This is a genomic window from Providencia sp. PROV048 (genome assembly GCF_033688165.1).
GTDB lineage: Bacteria > Pseudomonadota > Gammaproteobacteria > Enterobacterales > Enterobacteriaceae > Providencia > Providencia hangzhouensis.
The window spans coordinates 585,633-605,849 of sequence record NZ_CP096360.1 but is presented as its reverse complement, the minus strand read 5'-3'; the positions used below and the strand labels follow the sequence as shown (position 1 = coordinate 605,849).

Annotated in this window: 17 protein-coding genes; 6 read left to right on the top strand and 11 right to left on the bottom strand. The window is 40.5% G+C overall.

From position 1 onward, the window contains the following. Positions 1–314 precede the first annotated feature (314 nt). The gene (locus tag M1F26_RS02540) at positions 315–704 is read left to right on the top strand and encodes a YidB family protein (protein ID WP_140172648.1); all 390 of its coding nucleotides are present in this window, start codon (positions 315–317) and stop codon (positions 702–704) included. Between the two features lie 56 nt (positions 705–760). Here M1F26_RS02540 and metE read toward each other — a convergent pair whose 3' ends face one another. After that, positions 761–3,034 (bottom strand): 5-methyltetrahydropteroyltriglutamate--homocysteine S-methyltransferase, encoded by a 2,274-nt coding sequence (gene metE / locus M1F26_RS02535; protein ID WP_140172647.1) that lies wholly within the window; start codon positions 3,032–3,034, stop codon positions 761–763. Between the two features lie 108 nt (positions 3,035–3,142). Between metE and metR the strand changes: the two genes are divergently transcribed. Continuing rightward, complete coding sequence (gene metR, locus M1F26_RS02530) at positions 3,143–4,099, top strand: HTH-type transcriptional regulator MetR (RefSeq protein ID WP_004260859.1); 957 nt, start codon at positions 3,143–3,145, stop codon at positions 4,097–4,099. On the opposite strand, the gene M1F26_RS02525 is transcribed toward metR, so the two are convergent. The 3 genes from M1F26_RS02525 to M1F26_RS02515 form a co-directional block, all read right to left on the bottom strand. Beyond that, positions 3,984–4,883, bottom strand: coding sequence for a carboxylate/amino acid/amine transporter (locus M1F26_RS02525; protein WP_140172646.1), 900 nt, complete (start codon positions 4,881–4,883; stop codon positions 3,984–3,986). The genes metR and M1F26_RS02525 overlap by 116 nt on opposite strands. A gap of 57 nt (positions 4,884–4,940) precedes the next feature. After that, on the bottom strand, positions 4,941–6,590 hold the full coding sequence (locus tag M1F26_RS02520) for a Na+/H+ antiporter (RefSeq protein ID WP_004260862.1): 1,650 nt from the start codon (positions 6,588–6,590) through the stop codon (positions 4,941–4,943). 263 nt (positions 6,591–6,853) lie between these two features. Further along, positions 6,854–8,200 (bottom strand): NCS2 family permease, encoded by a 1,347-nt coding sequence (locus M1F26_RS02515; protein ID WP_004260863.1) that lies wholly within the window; start codon positions 8,198–8,200, stop codon positions 6,854–6,856. Between the two features lie 613 nt (positions 8,201–8,813). Between M1F26_RS02515 and M1F26_RS02510 the strand changes: the two genes are divergently transcribed. Further along, complete coding sequence (locus M1F26_RS02510; RefSeq protein ID WP_140172645.1) at positions 8,814–10,502, top strand: hypothetical protein; 1,689 nt, start codon at positions 8,814–8,816, stop codon at positions 10,500–10,502. A gap of 46 nt (positions 10,503–10,548) precedes the next feature. On the opposite strand, the gene M1F26_RS02505 is transcribed toward M1F26_RS02510, so the two are convergent. Then, positions 10,549–11,832, bottom strand: a complete 1,284-nt coding sequence (locus M1F26_RS02505; protein WP_140172661.1) for an MFS transporter — start codon at positions 11,830–11,832, stop codon at positions 10,549–10,551. A 94-nt stretch (positions 11,833–11,926) separates the two neighbouring features. Next, positions 11,927–12,679, bottom strand: coding sequence for a sulfite exporter TauE/SafE family protein (locus tag M1F26_RS02500; RefSeq protein WP_140172644.1), 753 nt, complete (start codon positions 12,677–12,679; stop codon positions 11,927–11,929). A gap of 211 nt (positions 12,680–12,890) precedes the next feature. Here M1F26_RS02500 and M1F26_RS02495 point away from each other — a divergent pair, with 211 nt between their 5' ends. Continuing rightward, positions 12,891–13,448: a helix-turn-helix domain-containing protein gene (locus M1F26_RS02495; RefSeq protein ID WP_004260872.1), complete on the top strand. Its 558-nt coding sequence runs from the start codon at positions 12,891–12,893 to the stop codon at positions 13,446–13,448. Here the strand turns inward: M1F26_RS02495 and M1F26_RS02490 are convergent. The 4 genes from M1F26_RS02490 to ivbL form a co-directional block, all read right to left on the bottom strand. After that, a complete protein-coding gene (locus M1F26_RS02490) occupies positions 13,445–14,107 on the bottom strand; it encodes a hypothetical protein (RefSeq protein WP_140172643.1) in 663 nt (220 codons plus the stop codon). The genes M1F26_RS02495 and M1F26_RS02490 overlap by 4 nt on opposite strands. Before the next feature lie 195 nt (positions 14,108–14,302). Then, the gene (ilvN, locus tag M1F26_RS02485) at positions 14,303–14,587 is read right to left on the bottom strand and encodes an acetolactate synthase small subunit (RefSeq protein WP_140172642.1); all 285 of its coding nucleotides are present in this window, start codon (positions 14,585–14,587) and stop codon (positions 14,303–14,305) included. 2 nt (positions 14,588–14,589) lie between these two features. Next, a complete protein-coding gene (gene ilvB / locus M1F26_RS02480) occupies positions 14,590–16,287 on the bottom strand; it encodes an acetolactate synthase large subunit (protein ID WP_140172660.1) in 1,698 nt (565 codons plus the stop codon). A gap of 103 nt (positions 16,288–16,390) precedes the next feature. Next, positions 16,391–16,480 carry an ilvB operon leader peptide IvbL gene (gene ivbL / locus M1F26_RS02475; RefSeq protein ID WP_109912586.1) on the bottom strand — a complete coding sequence of 30 codons (90 nt, stop codon included), beginning with the start codon at positions 16,478–16,480 and terminating at the stop codon, positions 16,391–16,393. A 333-nt stretch (positions 16,481–16,813) separates the two neighbouring features. Between ivbL and M1F26_RS02470 the strand changes: the two genes are divergently transcribed. Further along, complete coding sequence (locus M1F26_RS02470; protein ID WP_140172641.1) at positions 16,814–17,986, top strand: MFS transporter; 1,173 nt, start codon at positions 16,814–16,816, stop codon at positions 17,984–17,986. Between the two features lie 242 nt (positions 17,987–18,228). Continuing rightward, positions 18,229–18,636: a helix-turn-helix domain-containing protein gene (locus M1F26_RS02465; protein ID WP_004260890.1), complete on the top strand. Its 408-nt coding sequence runs from the start codon at positions 18,229–18,231 to the stop codon at positions 18,634–18,636. A gap of 284 nt (positions 18,637–18,920) precedes the next feature. Here the strand turns inward: M1F26_RS02465 and M1F26_RS02460 are convergent, their stop codons facing one another. After that, positions 18,921–19,442, bottom strand: coding sequence for a single-stranded DNA-binding protein (locus tag M1F26_RS02460; protein ID WP_140172640.1), 522 nt, complete (start codon positions 19,440–19,442; stop codon positions 18,921–18,923). Between the last annotated feature and the right edge of the window lie 775 nt (positions 19,443–20,217).

The window sequence follows — 20,217 nt, the reverse complement described above, 5'->3', positions numbered from 1 at the left end:
TGACTAATATCACATTTGAGATAATATAAAAAACCAACAAATAAAGCATAATTAGTTGAATTAAAACAAAATAAAAAACACCGCACCTCAAACACACTTTCACAGGATAATGTGATAAAAAATGTGATGCACATTATGTTTATTCACGTTTAATTCACAAATGCCAAACCGTGTTTTTTTTACTGGGCTATATTCAATGCATCATTTCTATTGACCTAAAACTCAAATTGCTGAAAATAGCCGACTACAATTTTTTGAATAATGCTCCATACTATGGATGAGAGCATAAATTGGCGGATTGCCTAGGAGATAACATGGGGTTATTTGAGCAAATGATGGGTATGGTTGCAGGCGATAAAATGCAACAATTTCAATCAGTAATAAACTGGGTTGAGGAGCAAGGTGGCCTTCAAGGTGTTATCGAAAAATTTAACGAGCAAGACTTAGGCGGTGTTATTGCATCGTGGATCAGTGAAGGAAATAATTTACCTATCGATGCCAGCCAATTAATGCAAGTTTTTGGAAATGCAAATATCCAAGAATTAGCTCAACAGGTTGGCTTAGAGCCTCAAGCAACCTCAGAAATGATTGCTAAATATCTTCCTCAGTTGGTTGATAGCGCCACACCAAATGGCGAAGTCCCAGAAAACCTCGATTTGGCTTCTATCGGTATGAACTTACTAAAATCTAAATTATTTGGTTAATACTTTCTAAAAAGGCAGGGAAACCTGCCTTTTTAACACACTAACTAATCGCCATTTTACTGCTCATTTCTGAGCTGTTTCGCAGCTTCAACCATGTTAGCTAATGCTTGGCGAGTTTCTGGCCAGCCGCGAGTTTTCAAGCCGCAATCTGGGTTAACCCATAAGCGCTCAACCGGAACACGCTTCGCCGCCTTTCTTAATAGCGCAACAATCCATTCCACATTCGGTACATTTGGTGAGTGAATATCATAAACACCGGGTCCAATTTCATTTGGATAATCAAAATCTTCGAATGCATCTAACAAATCCATATCTGAACGTGATGTTTCAATCGTAATCACGTCGGCATCCAATGCCGCAATGGAATCCATGATGTCATTGAATTCGCAATAGCACATATGGGTGTGAATTTGCGTGTCGTCATCCGCAATCGCAGCACTGAGCTTGAAAGCATCAACCGCCCATTTGAGGTAAGCTGCCCACTCGTCTCGACGCAATGGTAACCCTTCACGCAGTGCAGGCTCATCGATTTGAATAATACCGATACCCGCTTTTTGTAAGTCGTCCACTTCATCACGTAACGCTAGCGCAATTTGTTTCGCTATCGTTTCACGGCTAACATCTTCACGTGGGAATGACCAACATAGAATAGTGACAGGGCCAGTTAACATCCCTTTGACAGGTTTCTCCGTTAAAGATTGAGCATATTTTGCCCACTCCACCGTAATGGCTTCTGGGCGACTAATATCACCAATAATCACTGGCGGTTTAACGCAACGTGAACCATAGCTTTGAACCCAACCATTTTGGGTAAATACATAGCCATCAAAGTGCTCACCAAAGTATTCCACCATGTCATTACGTTCAGCTTCACCATGCACAAGGACATCGATATCTAAAATTTCTTGTTCTTTAATGGCTTGCTTAATATGTTCACTAATATTGGTGCGATAGTAGGTTTTATCCACATTCCCTTTTTTGAAGTCTAAACGTAATGTTCTGATTTCACTTGTTTGAGGAAATGAGCCAATCGTGGTTGTTGGCCATAATGGTAAGTTAAAGCGTTGACGTTGGCGCGCTGCTCGCTGTGGATAGGGGCTATAACGTTCTGTATCCCCTTCGCTGATTGCCGCCAAACGCTGAGCCACTGATGCATTATTCACACGAGCTGATGTTCTACGCGCTCGAATAGGTGCGCTGTATGTATCTAATTCAGCAATATGGCTGTCTGTTGGCTGATTTAACGCTTTTGTTAACAGAGCAAGTTCTTCGCATTTTTGGATAGCGAAAGCAAACCAGCTTTTTACTTCGGCATCTAAACGCGTCTCATCATTTAAGTCAATTGGGCTGTGCAGTAATGAACATGACGTTCCTACCCATATATCACGCTGACCTAAGAGCGGCTTCACCTGTAAGAATTTTTCCCCTAAGTCAGCCTTCCATACGTTACGACCATTAATAATTCCTAGTGATAATACCCAGTCTGCTGGCAGTATTTGATGTAGTTTTTCAATATTATCAGCACCTGCAACCACATCAACATGTAGACCTTGCACAGGGAGTTGCTTAATCAAGTCTACATGGTGACTAATACCATCGAAATAGGTGGTTAGCAGTATTTTTATTTGGCCTGATAGCGCTTGGTAAGCCTGCTGATAAGCTTGCTGCCATTGTTCTGGTAAATCTAACACTAATGCAGGCTCATCAATTTGCACCCACTCAAGACCTTTTTCTGCTAAGCGCGACAAGATCTCCTGATAAACAGGTAATAATTCATTCAATAATGATAAGCGGTCAAATGGTTCCCCTTTCACTTTACCTAACCAAAGGTAGGTTATAGGGCCAATGATAACCGGTTTCACATTATGGCCTAATACTAATGCCTCATCGACTTCGTCAAACAGTTGTGTCCAAGACAGAGAAAATTGTTGCCCTTTTTGAAATTCAGGCACGATATAGTGGTAGTTAGTATTGAACCACTTCGTCATCTCACCTGCTGGAGCGGGTTTGCCCGTTGGTGCGCGACCGCGGGCTACACGAAATAAGGTATCTAAATCAATCGAACCATCTTCATTTTGATGGCGTAGCGGCACATTGCCTAATAACAAACTGGTTGTCAGCACTTGGTCATACCAAGCGAAATCACCAACGGGTAATAACTCAACACCCGCCTCTTTTTGTTGCTGCCAATGACGTGCACGTAGTTGATAACCAGTTTCTAATAGAGCGGCTTGGTCAATCTTGCCTGCCCAATAATCTTCTTGTGCACGTTTTAGCTCTCTTTTTAGACCGACACGTGGAAAACCAAGTGTATGATTTATAACAGACATATTGACCCCTTAAAATATTTAGCCGTCTAGATGTTTACACATCCATAATCAACAGGTACTGTATAAAGCACAAGCGCAAATTTTTCATTGTCACCGTGAAGGTTTCTCATGATCGAACTAAAACATTTAAAAACATTGCAAGCGCTCAGCCAATACGGTTCATTAGCGGCAACAGCAACTCACTTGCACCAGACACAATCTGCTTTATCACATCAGTTTAGTGATTTAGAGCATCGGCTAGGTTTCCGGTTATTTGTTCGTAAAAGCCAGCCATTGCGCTTTACGCCACAAGGGGAAGTCTTATTACAATTGGCGCAACAGGTTCTGCCATTGGTGAAAGATGCTATTCGAGTATGTAATGAGCCTGGGGTTTGTGCATTACGCATCGCGATTGAATGCCATAGCTGCATTCAGTGGTTAACCCCTGCATTACAACAATTCAGACAAACTTGGCCACAAGTCAGCGTAGATTTTAAGTCAGGGGTGACGTTCGACCCTCAACCTGAATTACTGTCAAGGGAATTGGATATTGTGATGACCTCTGACATTTTGCCAGATCAAGGCATCCACTATACGCCAATGTTTGATTATGAAGTGAAATTGATTGTAGCGAATGACCACCCGTTAGCCAAAAGGCCGCATATTGAGCCCCATGATTTGGCAGATGAAACACTGCTTATCTACCCTGTACAACGGGATCGCTTCGATGTTTGGCGCCATTTTCTGCAACCTGCGGGCGTGTCTCCTAATGTGAAAAATGTCGATAACACATTAATTTTAATCCAAATGGTTGCAGCCAAAATGGGCATTGCCGCACTACCTCACTGGGCGGTTGATTCATTTGAAAAACAAGGGCTAGTAAAAACCAAAACCTTGGGTAGCGGTTTATGGAGCCGGCTGTATGCAGCTTGCCGTGAAGGAGAACAGCGCCAGCCAGCTATTGAAGCGTTTACTGAGACGACGACGGACCACGCCGTGGAGAATTTGTCTTATGTGAAGGCCGCGAAAGGATCCAACGCTTATGCACCCAAAGAGAAGCAACTATCAGGCTCGATCCTATGGTAAAACTCAGCCAATCCGGATGTTGTTGCCAGATAGCAAAATTCACTAATAACCCCGCTGGAACCATCATGTTATTCATAATAGCAAGGGTTCCGGCATCCACTTTGGTTGCGCCATAGTTCCACATAAAGTAGCCAATGCCTGAAGCTGCAATACCCAACCACAGTAAGACGCCCCACTGGAGAGTCGTTGTCGGCATCATCGATTTATTACCAAATAGCAGCCATCCAAGTAATGCAATTAGCGTTGCACCAAGGTAAAACCATGAGAAAGCCTGATGTTGAGGGATCGGATGCACCTCCATCAGACGTTTATACCCCACCTGCCCAATCGCAAAAAAGATATTTGCTAACTGCACAAAAAGTAAACCTAACCAAAAAGATTCACTCAAGTGGTCATAACGAATAATTGCAGCACCGATGACCGCTAATAGTGAGCTAAACAAATAGCCTTTACGCAGCTTTTGCCGTTCTAATAAGTCATAAATTAACGTGACATATAGCGGCGTTAATACCGTAAAAAGCAAAAATTCAGCAACAGTAAGGTATTGATAAGCATGGAAGACAAACAGGTACATGATACCTAGTTGGCAAGCGCCCACTAGCATATAGAGCGCAATCACTTTAGCGCTAAATTGGCGCCAACGTAGGAAAGGTAAAAAAACCAGCGAAGCCAGTGCAACCCGCACTAACACTGAAAACCAACTATCTACTTGACCCGCAAGGTATTCGCCGATAAGACTAAACGACGCTGCCCAAAGCAGCGTCGTGATAACAAGTAACCACATAATGCTGTATTTCGCCCCAAACTTAAGAATGTTGGCTAGAATACTCGCTTTTTGGTTTTAATGCTCTTTTTCGATCAAGACGGCTTCTAATAAATCCAAGTCAACCAGTAACGTTTGTAGCGTTTCATTACTGATTTTCTTGGTTGCGCGCAAGTGATAAAGCTCACCACGTTCTGCGCGTAATGCCGTTAAACGGAAACGCCGTTCAAGGTCTTCAACCAGCAAATTATGGTCAATTTCATCTTGTCCTGCGGTACGTCGCCTTAAATAACCCGTCACGCGGGAAGCGACTTCACTGATATCTTCTGAATCGAGTTTTTCATCAACGTCAGCAGATAAACGTTCCTGCATTTTATTTAAACTGACAATCGCCACTTCCGCCATCGCGGCTTTTGCCATGCGAATTTCATTGGCATCCGCTTCTTTATCTCCCACTTTAAAATTACGCAGCAGAAGCGGTAAAGCGACCACACCTGCAAAAATGGAAAATAAGATAACTCCCGCGGCAATAAACACGAGCTGGTAACGAGCAGGGAATGGCGAGCCATCCGTTAAAAATAACGGAATAGAGAGCACACCCGCTAAGGTAATCGCCCCGCGTACCCCTGCAAAAGAGGCTAGCCAAAGCTCACGTACGGTATAGTTCGCAAATTGCAGTGGTCTTTTCTTTAAGAATAAACGGCTAAACCTTTTCATCAGCCATAGCCAACAAAAACGCAATAACAGTAAAGCAAAATAGATAATTGCCACCGCGGCAAATAGCATCCACGTTTCTACGCTTGGGTCGAGATCTGCTTGGATAACAGACGTTTCCCAGATACCGGGCAATTGAAGCCCTAACATGATGAAAACCAACCCGTTAAAGACAAATTCAAGCATCGACCAAACGCTATCAGCACGTAGCCTCATCGCTAATGGAGCGTTACGGATAACCCCCGATTTTGTGATGGTCATACCCGCCGCAACGGCGGCTAAAATACCTGAAAACCCAATATGTTCCGCAATCATGTATGATGCAAATGGCAGCAATAGCATAAATACAATTTGGGTTGCTGGGTCATCACCACTCCAACGGCTCATTAAACGTAACGATTTGCTGTACAGCCAAGTCACGATAATACCTGCGAGTAGCCCGCCAACCGCAACTTTGAAAAATTCAATGGTAACGCCAGAAGCACTAAACACCATGGTTCCCATGGCAATTGCTACCGCAAATTTTAATGCAACCAGACCAGAGGCATCATTCATCAATGCCTCCCCTTCTAGCACACTCATCATCCGTTTAGGGATACGCCCTTTTCCAACAATTGAAGATAACGCAACGGCATCAGTTGGAGATAGCACAGCCGCTAGAGCAAACGCAGCAATCAATGGAATACCTGGCATCAACCAGTAAATTAAATAACCAATCCCAATCACTGTAACCAGCACGAGAACCAACACTAAAATAAAAATTTCTCGACCATTTTGAAAGAATTCGCGTGTTGGCGTTTTCCACCCATCAACAAACAACAAAGGTGGAATTAACAGAACCATAAAAAGTTCTGGGTCAAAGGTGACATGTAGGCCGAATTGAGGCCAAGCCAACAGCGCACCGATAGCAATTTGAATGAGAGGAAGAGGAATACGAATAGGAAGAATTTTAGCGGCTACCCCTGAAACAGAGACAGCTAAAATCAAAATAAGAATAGTAAAGAAAATTTCCATGTTGCCCTTACTGAATTAACCTAGCGACTAGAACCTAAAATTTTGCCTGCCGCCGCATAGTAAGAGATAGCACCGTCCAGACCATGATAATTAAGACTAAGCCAGTAACCAGTGGAAATCATGCACATCCACTCGATTAACCGCCTTCTCTCTATTTTATCCCTAGCCATCCATTTTCGGGGAAAAAATTGAGACTTTACGATTAATTAATACAATAAGTTAAAAAGGTGGCAACACCAGCCACCTTTTTGAAATAATCCACTTTAGATTGCCAGACCTGAAGCGTAAAATACCACTAAAAGTACAGCAATAATCACAGTACCAATATTCAATTTGCGCCATTCGCCTGCGCAAATGCGGCCGATAACCAAAGCAGCAAAGCCTAACATGATCCCCGTGACGATATTACAAGTCAGAACAATGAATACGGCACACAATAAGCCAGACATTGAATCCACAAAATCATCGAAATCAAGCTTAGAGACATTACTTAACATTAAAAGCCCAACATACATCAATGCTGGAGCTGTTGCATAGGCAGGCACCAAATAAGATAGCGGCGATAAAAAGAGAATAAGTAAGAACAGTACGCCGACAACCACGGCGGTTAAACCTGTGCGACCACCAGCGGCGGTACCTGCTGCAGATTCAATATATACCGCCGCAGGAGATGCACCAATCGCACCCGCAAAGATACTGCTCACGGAGTCTGCGGTTAACGCTTTACCACCATCAATAATTTGGCCGTCTTTATCCAATAAATTGGCTTGTCCCGCCACCGCACGAATAGTGCCTGTCGCATCAAAAACCGCCGTCATGACTAATGCAAGTAAGCTTGGCAATACCATTGGCTGTAATGCGCCCATGATATCCATATTGAAAACCAATGAAAGCCCGTCATCCCCCAATGAAGGCAACTTGAAGAAACCTTGATATTTCACTGCGGGATCAAAAATTAAACCAATAATTGAAATTGCAATAATAACGAGGAGTACACCACCCGGAACACGACGTTTTTCTAAACCAAAAATAACCGCTAAACCAATGAGTGACATCAAAACAGGGAAAGACGTAAATTCACCAAGAGCAACAGGCAGGCCTGCATTTGGGTTTTTGATCACTAAACCCACTCCATTAGCAGCGATTAACAGTAAAAATAAACCGATACCAATACCTGTACCATGTGCAATACCCATTGGCATATTGCGTAATATCCAACTACGAATACCTGTAACAGAAATGATGGTGAACAAACACCCCATTAAAAATACGGCACCTAATGCCACAGGAATACTAATTTGCTGCCCTAATACCAAACTAAATGCGGTAAATGCAGTCAGTGAAATAGCACAGCCAATCGCCATTGGTAGATTGGCCCATAACCCCATCAATAAAGAACCAAAACCAGCCACTAAGCAGGTTGCAATAAAGACCGCAGTTGGAGGGAACCCTGCTTGCCCTAACATGCCAGGTACAACGATGACAGAATAAACCATCGCTAAGAATGTGGTTAATCCTGCAATGATTTCACGGCGAACTGAAGAGCCGCGCGCTGTTATCTTGAAAAATGAATCCAATTTGCAACTGGATGAAGCCTGTTGGCCTGACATGGTATACCTCTGCTGTTTAATGGAAAACGACGACTTTCAAATACTGCTAACGACTAATTTATACGTTGACGTAAACGATTACGTTTTTAAGAAAAAACAAACTGGCTGAGAAAAAATCCCAATAAAAACAGTTGCGCAATCGTTTGGTTTTTAAAATAGAATAAAACGTATCGTGAGGGGAGCAATTATCATTCTAAACAGGGGGAATGATCAAGCATTTTTAGCGTTTCTTACCCGTTTGTTCTTTTTTACTCCCAAATATACAGGCTTTTAAGCAATGAACATTATTTTCAAATAATGATTCTTTTTAGTTACATTTATTTTACGTAAAAATAGCTAAATACCTTTCATATAATGTCTGTTTAAAGAGGAAGGTTATTTCTTTGATACAATCCAAGAATATTTGCTTACAAAACCAATAGCTAAAAACTTATTTACTGGTGGTAATATGCGTCTGTTAAAAATGTGGCTAAAAATCCATTTCTTATTGTTTTTCATTAAAAAAAACATCATTCGCTGAGTAAATATATATTTAAGTATATAAACTCAATTATTATCAATCGCAGTTATAGTTTCAATTTAATCAAGTAAAAAACACATAAAACGTATTAAAATGTCAAATAAGAATGCACCATTAATCATATTACAGCGGAGTATTTTACTACTTTTCATTAGTTTTCTTGCTCTGTATTTATTACCGGGAATATATAGTCATAGCCCTTGGAAGCAAGATGAAAATTATAGTTTTGGTATTATTCAAACTATGTATGAAACTGGTAAATGGTTAGTTCCCACAAATGCGGGTGAACCATTTATGGAAAAACCCCCGCTTTATTATTGGGTTGCTGCGATTTCCTCTCATTTATTTTCAAGCTTTATGCCACTTTATGATGCAGCCCGTAGTGCAAGCTTAATTTTTTCGGTTATCAATTTTTCATTTTTTATCCTTTTGGCGCGTCGCTTTTTCCAAGCCACAGACTTCACTGATACTCGGATTTGGGTCGCTTTTGCACTGTATGCCTGTGCTCCCGGTATTATCAGGCATAGCCATGATATGTTTACCGACGTTGCACTAATGGCAGGAACAACTATTGGCTTGTATGGGTTATTGGGGCTGATACAACAACAAAAAATGCACATGTCTACACTTTGGTTGTCTATTGGAACCATCGTCACCATGTTGTCAAAAGGCGTTTTCATTCCTGGCGTTCTCTGGATTTGTCTATTTTTATCTCCCATTTTTCTTACTCAATGCCGAACTAAGCGGTTTTGGCTATACAGTTTAACGGCGGGGTTAATCGCGCTTATCGCCATTTTACCTTGGCCTATCCAACTGTATCTTCAGCATCCTGATTTATTTCTCGTGTGGTTTTGGGAAAACAATATCGGCCGTTTCTTTGGTTTTTCTGTTGAGAAATTAGGCGCAAAAGCTAACCTAACGCGGATCCCTGCAGCGGTTTCCTTATTTGCCTTTCCTTCCGGTTTACTAGCTGTCGCTTATTTTCTAAGGCACCCAATTAAGCGTTTATTTAATTCAAACGAATTTCTGTTAGCACTATTTCCTTTATTAGGCGTTGTTTTCCTACAGATATCAGCTTCTGGTCGCGCGCTATATTTACTGCCTTTTATTGCACCCATGGCCATTTTAGGAACCCAAACACTACTTAGTTTCCCTGAAAAAATTCTTAATGGTATCGCTCGCTTTGCGGCTGTTTTATGGTCTGTACTCATTCTGTTTTTATGGCTCTGCTATTTCATCACCTTGGCTGGTCATCAACAAGAATGGCTAGCGCCATTTAGCCGCTGGCTTCCCATGAGCTACCAAATGCCCTTTTCTTCCATTGCATTTATCAGTGGTCTGTTGATTACATTAGTGTGGTTTTTACGCAATAAAATTATTCCAAACTTTATTTCACCGGCCTTTCACATGATGAAAAATTGGTTATTAGGCCTATGTGCCGTTTGGGGGATAATTTTAACCTTATTTTTGGGGTGGATAGACTACGCAAAAGGTTTCGAAGGAGTTTTTGTCGATTTAAACCAGCATTTAGCAGGCCAGTTTACAAAAAACGATTGTATGGCTTCTGATAATATTGGCGAGTCTGAAGCACCGATGCTCTACTATTACACTCGCGTATTACACCAACGCCAAGACCGCTTTGAAAAACCTGAACAATGCCGCTGGTTAATTGTACTCTCGAAAACAATCCAACCTGCACCGCAAGGCATGGAATTATTCTGGCACAATCATCGGCCAGATGAATTCCGAGAAAACCTTGTTGTGTATAAAGTTATTGAGTAAGTATTTATGGTGCTCGCTAACTTAAGTAGAGCACCACAAATGCGCTTTATGGGCTGACTTGTTCAACCATTTGAGCGCTATATTTTTCTCGTGTGAACCATAAAAATACTGCCACAGATAGAACCAATAGCACCGGTAAGCCCACTGGTGAGATTGAAGTCGCCACTCCCGCCAGTAATGGTCCTGATAAATTACCAATTCCCCATAGCATGGCCGCCGCTGCATTAGCGATGATCAATTCATTCCCTTTGAAATATTGGCCGATTTGTACCAAAGCAATCGTATAAATTGCCCCTGCCGTCGCCCCTAAGATAAATAGCAGCACCCAAATTAGATAAGGTTGAGTAATAAGGAAGGGTAATAATAAGCTAGCTGCGAGTGTGATAATGCCGCAAATTCGGTACAGTTTTTCTCTATTCATATGGTCGGCAAGCCAACCAAAAGGTAACTGCATAATGGCATCGCCAGCAAGGATGGCGCTAATCATTAATGCAGCAACCGCCTCTGTATGCCCCATTCCCATACCATAAATTGGGAACATCGATAAAATAGTTCCGTCAAAAAAAGCAAAAAATAAAATTCCACCACAAATACCCGGTGCAATTTTTACAAATTGAATAATTGAAAAATTAGATTTCGCGGCATTTTCAGCTAAACGGTCTCCGACTTTTTGATCCATTAAAATAAATAGCACTACAGAGATTAAATGGATCAACGTACAAATCAATAAAGGCGATTTATCTTCCACACCATAATAAGCAATGAATGAAGGCCCAAGTAGCTGACTTACTGTGAAGACAGTGGTATAGATTGCTAAAATCCGACCCCGTTTATTTTCAGGGGATAATTCATTAATCCACGTTTCTCCCAAACAAATCATCACGCCACTCGCTAGCCCCGTAACTAACCGTAATGGAAATAACAGCCAAAGTGGTAACGTGCTCAATAATGGCAATAAGCTAATGGCAGAAACGAGGGTTGCCAATAGCATTGCCTTTCGCTTACCTGACCAACGCACAATACGTTGAACTACAGGGGCAATTAAAAACATACCTAATGCAGGAGCCGCCGAAATAATGCCTATATACAACTCATTGAAACCATAATTATTTAGTCTAAGAGCCACCATTGGAATACTTAGCCCAATAACGATACCAATGACAGCAATACTCATGGTGATGGTAAAAATAGCAAAAGATGGGGAACGACGAAAATTTTGTAAACGCTGATTATCAGAGCTCATGTTGAAATTAACCCGTTTCTTTTTAGCAAAAAAACAGATTTTAACTCCATAAAATAGATTATTATGAAAAATAAAAAACCGCATCATTACTAGTAAAACTAATAATGTTCGTGGTGATTGTAACACGACTCATATATTCTGCTATTTATCTTTATAAAACTATTTTTAATATTCTAAATACTTAAAGAACGAAAAAATATCGATAAAACAGCACAATACCTGATAATAAAATTATGACATTAATAACTTTTAAAAAACTTTCACGTGAAATTTTTAATGTTATATGCCGACCAGCCCATGTACCAATTAACATGGCAGGGGAAAATGCTAAAGCAATCAATAAAATATCTAGGTTGAGATACACACCCATAACTAAAAATATCACTACTCGAGTCAGCGTGCTAAAGCCAATTAACGTCATTTGAGTGATACGAAAACGTTGTTTGTCTTCAATTCGGCTAGATAAATACATGGCATAGATAAAACCACCACTACCAAATAAAGCACTAAAAACACCACCCACTAAACTAAATGGGATAACCAACGCTTTTGAAAAAGGTGATTTTGATTTTTTAGAAAAGAAAGCATGTAATACATAACCAACAACAAATAACCCAAGTAATAATACGAGTATATCGGGACGCGTTTTTAATAAAATCGCAGCACCCACTAAACTCCCCACTATCATTAGTGGAATTATCCATTTAATTTCCTGATAATCTGCATTTTTACCATCTTTAAGTAAATTTAAAACTGCCGCGGTTAGATCTATTAGCGCAAGAATTGGAACAATCATGTTTAACGGCAAATACATGGCTAATATTGGTGTTGCAATCAGGGCTGAACCAAAGCCCGCCATGCCAAAAACCAAATAAGCAAAAAGCAGTGTTGAGAAACAAATCGCCATTTCTGGTGATAATAATTCAAACGGCATGACCTAAACTCCAGACGTTTTTTAACATCCTCACTATAGTTTCTTTCAAATACAGAAAATAGTTTTATTTTTGTAGGGTTTTAAATTTCAAATCTATATCAAAAAACAAAATAGCCGCTTTAAATACAATATACAATTAAGCGTGTATAATTTGCTTCTCTGAGTAATACAGAATTAGCACAATAAATTAAAATTCAGGTAAAGACACATTGTGGATAAAAAAATTAATATAAAAATCGGGCAAAAAATTCGCTTACTGAGGCAAGCAAGAGACCTTTCGCTAAACGAACTATCGCGTATATCAGGAATATCGAAAGCGGCTTTATCCAAGCTGGAGTCCGGTGACTCAAACCCACGTATTGATACATTAGAGTCGATTGCTATTGCCCTACGCTTTCCACTTAGCGACCTGTTTACTCGGCAACATGAGGCTTATCCCTATTTCCTCAAAGCTACTCCCAGCGAAAAAGAGTATTCACAACAGTTTAAATTTCGCATTAGCATGGGAAATATCTCTGAAATTTGGCAATTAACCATGAAGAGAGGCGCTATCATCAATAGCCCCGCCCATATGAGTGGAACCCATGAACACATTATGGTGAATTCTGGATCCCTCATGTTACGACTGCATAACGACCAAAATATCGTCTTAGAGGCGGGGGACTTTTATGCTTTCAGTGGTGATTTCCCACATAGTTATCTCTGTATGGAAGGAGAACTTCAAGCAACTGTTGTTATGACCTACTCCCATCTTAGTGATAGCGTTTAAATTACGGCATGTTGTGCATCATAACTAATGCGCAGTGTCCCCTTTTTAAATTTCATCGACTTAATTGAAAAATGCTGAATATTATCTAGCGAAGAAACATGTGTTCCACCACAAGGCATTTCTTCAGTTTGGTCGATATAACTGATCCGTAAATCATCCTTTTGCTTTATTGCAACGGAGCGTCCACTACGAATGCTTTGGTTAACAATATCTTCAATATATTGGCTATCGAGTTCATCAAAAGGAGTAACATCCCCTTCCATCATGCTAAATTCCACTCGAGATTCATCAGGAAAATGATGGCCTTTTTGTGCAAGCCAGCCAAAACGACGCAATTCCCAATTCAACAAATGACCGGCGGTATGAAGAGCAGCGTAGCGCTGACGTTTTTCTTTGTCCACCCTTGCAACCACATTATTTTCTTGGCTAAAAGTAACACCTTCAGGTATGTATCCTACAATTAGCCCACCCGATTGTTTCTTAATACGAACAGGCATATCATTCACCCATGCTGTATCCATGGGTTGTCCGCCGCCTTGTGGGTGAAAAATGTTATCTTTTAAAGCTATCCAATGCCCCTCATCATCATGCCCTTGTGCCAGTATGGAGGTTTTAATTTCATACTGATAAGTGTCCGACAAATAGATATTGTTTTGCATAATTTTATACCTGTTTATTATTCATATTGCCAAATACAAACCTGCAATACATTCAGAGAATCATTATTCAGTAGCTGATTTTATACCATCTTTGTTCGTTTTAGGAAACCCCGAATTATCACTATAATTAAATGTAAAAGAAAATAGCCCAAGCAATTGAATGGGCTATTTAAGTCATAAAGTTTAATATCAGAATTACTGCAAATAATTTTCCATTGTTTCAAAAAGACGCAAATCATCACTAAAGCGTACTTCCCGAACATCTTCTAATTTTTCAACTTGGTTAATCATTTGCGGCAAACGCTCATCTTTTTGTACTAATAGCCATATACGGCTTTCATCTTTATCTTTAATCGGCATACATAGAATGCCATCAACATTAAATGCTCTGCGTGCAAATAAACCACAAATATGTGACATTACACCTGGGTGATTACGAACAATTAGCTCTAAAGCAATCGGATGATGTTCAAATACCATAATTACGCTCCAATCATATCAATGTTAGCTGCACCTGGTGGAACCATTGGATATACCTTCTGATTCACATCAATCAAGGCATGGATCAAACATGGACCTTTGGTATTCATTATCGCTTCTAATGCCATTTCTGGATCTGCTTCATTATTTAAATCGCAAGTTTGCAAACCAAACCCTGCCGCAATCTTGATAAAATCGGTTTGATACGGATAAGCTGCAGCAAATATGCGGTTTTCAAAAAATAAATCTTGTTGTTGATGTACCATCCCTAACGCTTGGTTATTCATTAAAATAATTTTGATATTCAATTGGTGTTCCGCTGCGGTGGCCAATTCCTGAATATTCATCATCAAACTACCATCACCGGAAAAACACACAATGGTTTTTTCGGGCTTTGCCAGCGCAGCACCAATGGCGACAGGCAGACCAAAACCCATGGTACCTAACCCACCTGATGTCAGCCATTGACGTGGGCGAGACAGAGGATAAGCTTGGGCTGCCCACATTTGGTGCTGACCAACATCCGTTGTCACAATCGCATCTTCGCCTGCTGCACGTGCCGTAGACAGAACTAAACCATAATGGTTTAACGGGTTATCAGCCTCGCTAAAATTCAATGGATATTTCTCTTTTAATTGATTAACTTGCGCCATCCATTCTGTGCGCTCATTACGTTCAACTAAAGGCAATAACAATTCCAATATTTGACCCGCATCAGCATGAATGGCGATATCTGGGCGCTTAATTTTGCTAATTTCTGCTTTATCGATATCCACATGGATAATTTTTGCGTTAGGGCAAAATTTCTCAGCTTTCCCTATCGCTCTATCATCAAAACGCGCGCCAATCACAATTAACAAATCCGATTCTTCCATAATCATGTTAGTACTTGCGGCAGCATGCATACCTAACATCCCTAAATATAAGGGGTTTCGCATCGGGATAGTACCAAGTGCCATTAGTGTCATGGTTGTCGGTAACGTTGCTTTTTCCGCAAATGCAATCGCCGTTTCTGTGGAATCGGAGCTAATTACCCCACCACCAAAATACAGTACTGGACGTTTCGCGTTATTAATCATTTCAGCCGCTTGTAGCACTTTTTCCATGTCAAATGCGGGGGCTTTATCTTTCGGTAATACTTCTGGTATTTCAGTTAGTTCAATTGTGGCAGTTTGCACATCTTTTGGAATATCAATCCAAACAGGTCCAGGGCGACCTGACTCTGCAATACGAAAAGCATCACAAATCACTTGTGGCAATTCATTGATATTACGAACCAAATAGTTATGTTTCGTTACTGGAATCGAAATACCATAGGTATCAACTTCTTGGAAAGCATCTGTACCAATCATTGATGAAGAAACTTGAGCAGTAATACAAACCAGCGGGATAGAGTCCAGCTTTGCATCTGCGATAGCGGTCACTAAGTTTGTCGCACCAGGGCCACTTGAAGAGATACAAACCGCGGCTTTTCCCGTGGTACGAGCAATTCCCTGAGCTATAAAACCTGCGCCTTGCTCATGACGTGCCAGTATGTGGCGGATTCTCTGGCTTTGACCTAATGCGTCATAAAAAGGTAAAGCCGCTCCACCTGGAATGCCTGAAACGATAGTAATACCGTGTTTTTCCAGTAAATGTACGATTAATTCCGCACCCGTAAAGCGGGTTTTATGTGATGTTGTGGTGCCCGATTCGCTCATCATAATTATCCTTTGCTAGCCTGCGGATCCGAGCGAGAGGTGATAAAAAACCCCGCTCGGTTTGCGCCGGCGGGGTTTCTAAATCTGCGTTGATTTGTACCCGTTACGGCGCTAAGCCCACGACCACCACCACACGCACGACCACCGCGGCACGTGGCGCGGTTAGTAGTAGGTTTAAGTGATTAGTCGTCATGTTCACGGGTTCTTCCTGTTTAGTCTGTCTAATTTATTGATTATTGTTTTTCAGTTTCTTTTATTAAAAGAACATAAATTTCCCAGCATGACAATCATTTTTTCTTGTTTTATCCCAAAGGAATAGTAATTGCGACACTCATCACATCTCGCACCAGCAGCGACACTATCCATTAAAATAAAAAAATATAGCATTAATCACTACTTAAAATACCATCGCAGACCTTGACTTAAAGTCAACTTTAAGTTGTATCCTTTGTTCCATTCAGAGGGATTATTCCCTCAATGTAAGAAATATAACCAATTGATTTTTAATTAATATACAGAGGGATATATGCCAAAATCCGTTTGGTGGTTAACTATCACACTTGCATTATTTATCACAGGAAATGCGATTGTCCTTTCTGTAGCAGTAGTTATTGGCGAAAAATTGGCTACCAACCCAACTTATGCAACTATTCCACTGGTAAGTCAGTACGTTGGCTTAATCTTAGCAACTATTCCGATCGCATTTTTAATGCAAAAATATTCGAGAAGGGTGGGCTTTATTATTGGTAACATCGGTGGGTTAATCGGTGCAGGCTTCTCTATTCTTGGTGTGATAGAAAGTTATTTAGTGTATTTTTCCATCGGGTTGTTTTTCACTGGGATTGCTATTGGTACTGCACAACAATTCCGTTTTGCCGCAATTGAAGAAGCCCCCATTTCTTTACGAGCAAAAGCCATTGGCCTAGTTATGAGTGGAGGCATTGCCGCAGCCTTAATCGGCCCAACATTAGCTATTAGCACCCAACGATTTTTTACAGAATACCCGTTTGCAGGGCCGTTCATCACGTTAGCCGCCATTTATGTAATCGCATTTATTCTATTATTAATTGTGCCATTAAAGAAAATAGTGAAAACGCCATCGGATGAAGTGTTAGTCAAACGCGACTACAGTGCATTGTATTCACAACCTATTTTAAAATTAATCGCCATTGTTAGCGCGGTTGGATATGCCATTGTGGTTTTCACCTTTGCCTCGATACCGTTATCTATGAAACAACATGATTTCGCCTTTTCCTCTATTGCAATTGTATTTCAATTCCATGTATTAGGTATGTTTGCACCGTCATTTTTCACTGGAACATTAATTCATCATTTAGGGACAAAACGCATTATTTTCTGCGGTATCATATTGTTAATTTTATCAGCGACTATGAACCTGCTAGGTAACCATTTTTACAATTATTTGTTGGCGGGTATTTTTGTCGGTGTCGCCTGGAATTTAATTTTAATCAGCACTACTAACCTATTACCACATACCTATGAAGCTCATGAACGCGCTAAAGTGCAGGGAATGACCGATTTTCTTATCTATTTCTTCGGTGGAATAGGTAGCTTAGGAGCAGGGGTTCTTTTCTTCACATTCGGTTGGCAGACGATGAATACCCTATCTGTCGTCATCTCAGCCATAATTTTAATTAGTTTCTGGAAGCTAAAGAAATATATCCCCAGCAACCAATGAAGAGCTTTACCATAGTACCGTGTTTTTATATTCAAAGGGCGTAATAGTTTCATCTGTTGCTAATCGATATCATTATGAATATATCTCCTTAAGATAAATTCTACTGGCTATAAACTAATTAAAAATCGGTATTTTGTCTATTTTACAAATTAACAAACTGTATTCGGTTTTGTTTACCATTTATTTATTGGCTATTGACTTAATGACGGATAAGATTAAAAAGTAACTAATAGGAAGATATTATGTATAAAGAAATCCCTGTTCCCTGTAATGGGAAATACACAGAATTTCAATCTACAGTTGTTAATGAAATATTAGTTTGGATTGAAATGAACTTAACCAGTCGTTTATTACTCGATGATATCGCACTCAGATCAGGATATACAAAATGGCATTTACAAAGAGTATTTAGAAAAGTCGTAGGTATGCCTTTAGGTGAATATATTCGCCGAAGGAGAATTTGTGAAGCTGCTAAAGACCTATGTTCCACCGAGCTTCAAGTTATTGATATTGCATTAAAATACCAATTCGACTCCCAACAATCTTTTGCAAAGCGATTTAGAGCTTATTTAGGTACGTCACCGTCAATCTATCGCCTATCGGGTGAAAGTCAAAATGACCCATTACTACTGGAACCTAAAGTAGCTTGATACGCTAATATGAAAATAAAATTTATATTTCCTTTTTTAATAACACTACCAATACAAAGCCCCATGTAAGTTAACCACTGGGGCTTTATTATTTCCCATTTAGTTAAGAAAACCTTAATTTAAAATTAATAAAACCTTAAGGTTTCAGTTTTATATTTACTTTACTATCTTAATAAAAAAATAATAATTTTTTGGATATATAATTTTATACATTTATCTTTATTAAAAAATAAAGGCTTCACAAGGAAGCCTTTATTTTTTGTGCATTCTAATCAGCAAATAAATTAGAACGGAATATCGTCATCGAAATCCATTGGTGGTTCATTAGTCTGTGGAGCAGGCGCTGATGAGCGTGCGGCTGGAGCTCCGCCACCACTAAATTGCTGTGCTGCTTGCGGCTGTTGAGGTTGGCCCCAACCGCCTTGGCTGCCTTGACCTTGTGATGCTGCATCACCGCCACGGCCACCTAGCATTTGCATTGAGCCGCCGATATTCACAACCACTTCTGTCGTGTAACGGTCTTGACCACTTTGGTCTTGCCATTTACGTGTTTGCAGAGAACCTTCGATATAGACTTGTGAACCTTTTTTCAGGTATTCACCTGCCACTTCCGCTAATTTGCCGAAAATAACCACGCGGTGCCATTCGGTTTTTTCACGCATCTCACCGGTTTGCTTGTCACGCCAACTTTCAGAAGTTGCCAGAGTCAGGTTTGCCACAGCTCCGCCGTTAGGCATATAACGGATTTCTGGATCTTGTCCTAGGTTACCGATAAGAATTACTTTATTTACGCCTCTGCTGGCCATTTATTACTCCTGATGCATTGAATTTTAATCTCTGGATTAGCCGTGAAGTTTACCACGACAGAGCTGATTTGCACCAATATTTGAAATTAAGCTTGTTAATTTGCGAAACGCTTTCCAGCTTTTAGTGAAATTCCATAGTGCTTTTGTCAGTATAGACACAAAATAATACACACCGCATCTATCTTTTCGATAAATTCAGATCGCTGTTTTTCTGTTTTTCTGTTTTTCTGTTTTTCTGCTTTTCTGTTTCACCATTAAAATCTTACTCTAAATAGTTCAAGCTGTGGCTAGGCGGCAAGCGAAGATATCGCGGGGAGCATACAAAAGTATGTGACCTGCGTAGCTGAGAGCAGCCAACACCGCCACTGTTTGAAATATGACGAGTAAAAATAAAGCGAAGATATCGCAGCGAGCATACAAAAGTATGTGACCTACGTAGCTGAGAGCAGCCAACAACACCACGGTTTGAAATATGATGAGCAGAACCTATTCTAAATAGTTCAAGCTGTGGCTAGGCGGCAAGCGAAGGTATCGCGGGGAGCATACAAAAGTATGTGACCTGCGTAGCTGAGAGCAGCCAACACCGCCACTGTTTGAAATATGACGAGCAGAACCTATTCTAAATAGTTCAAGCTGTGGCTAGGCGGCAAGCGAAGGTATCGCGGGGAGCATACAAAAGTATGTGACCTGCGTAGCTGAGAGCAGCCAACACCGCCACTGTTTGAAATATGACGAGCAGAACCTATTCTAAATAGTTCAAGCTGTGGCTAGGCGG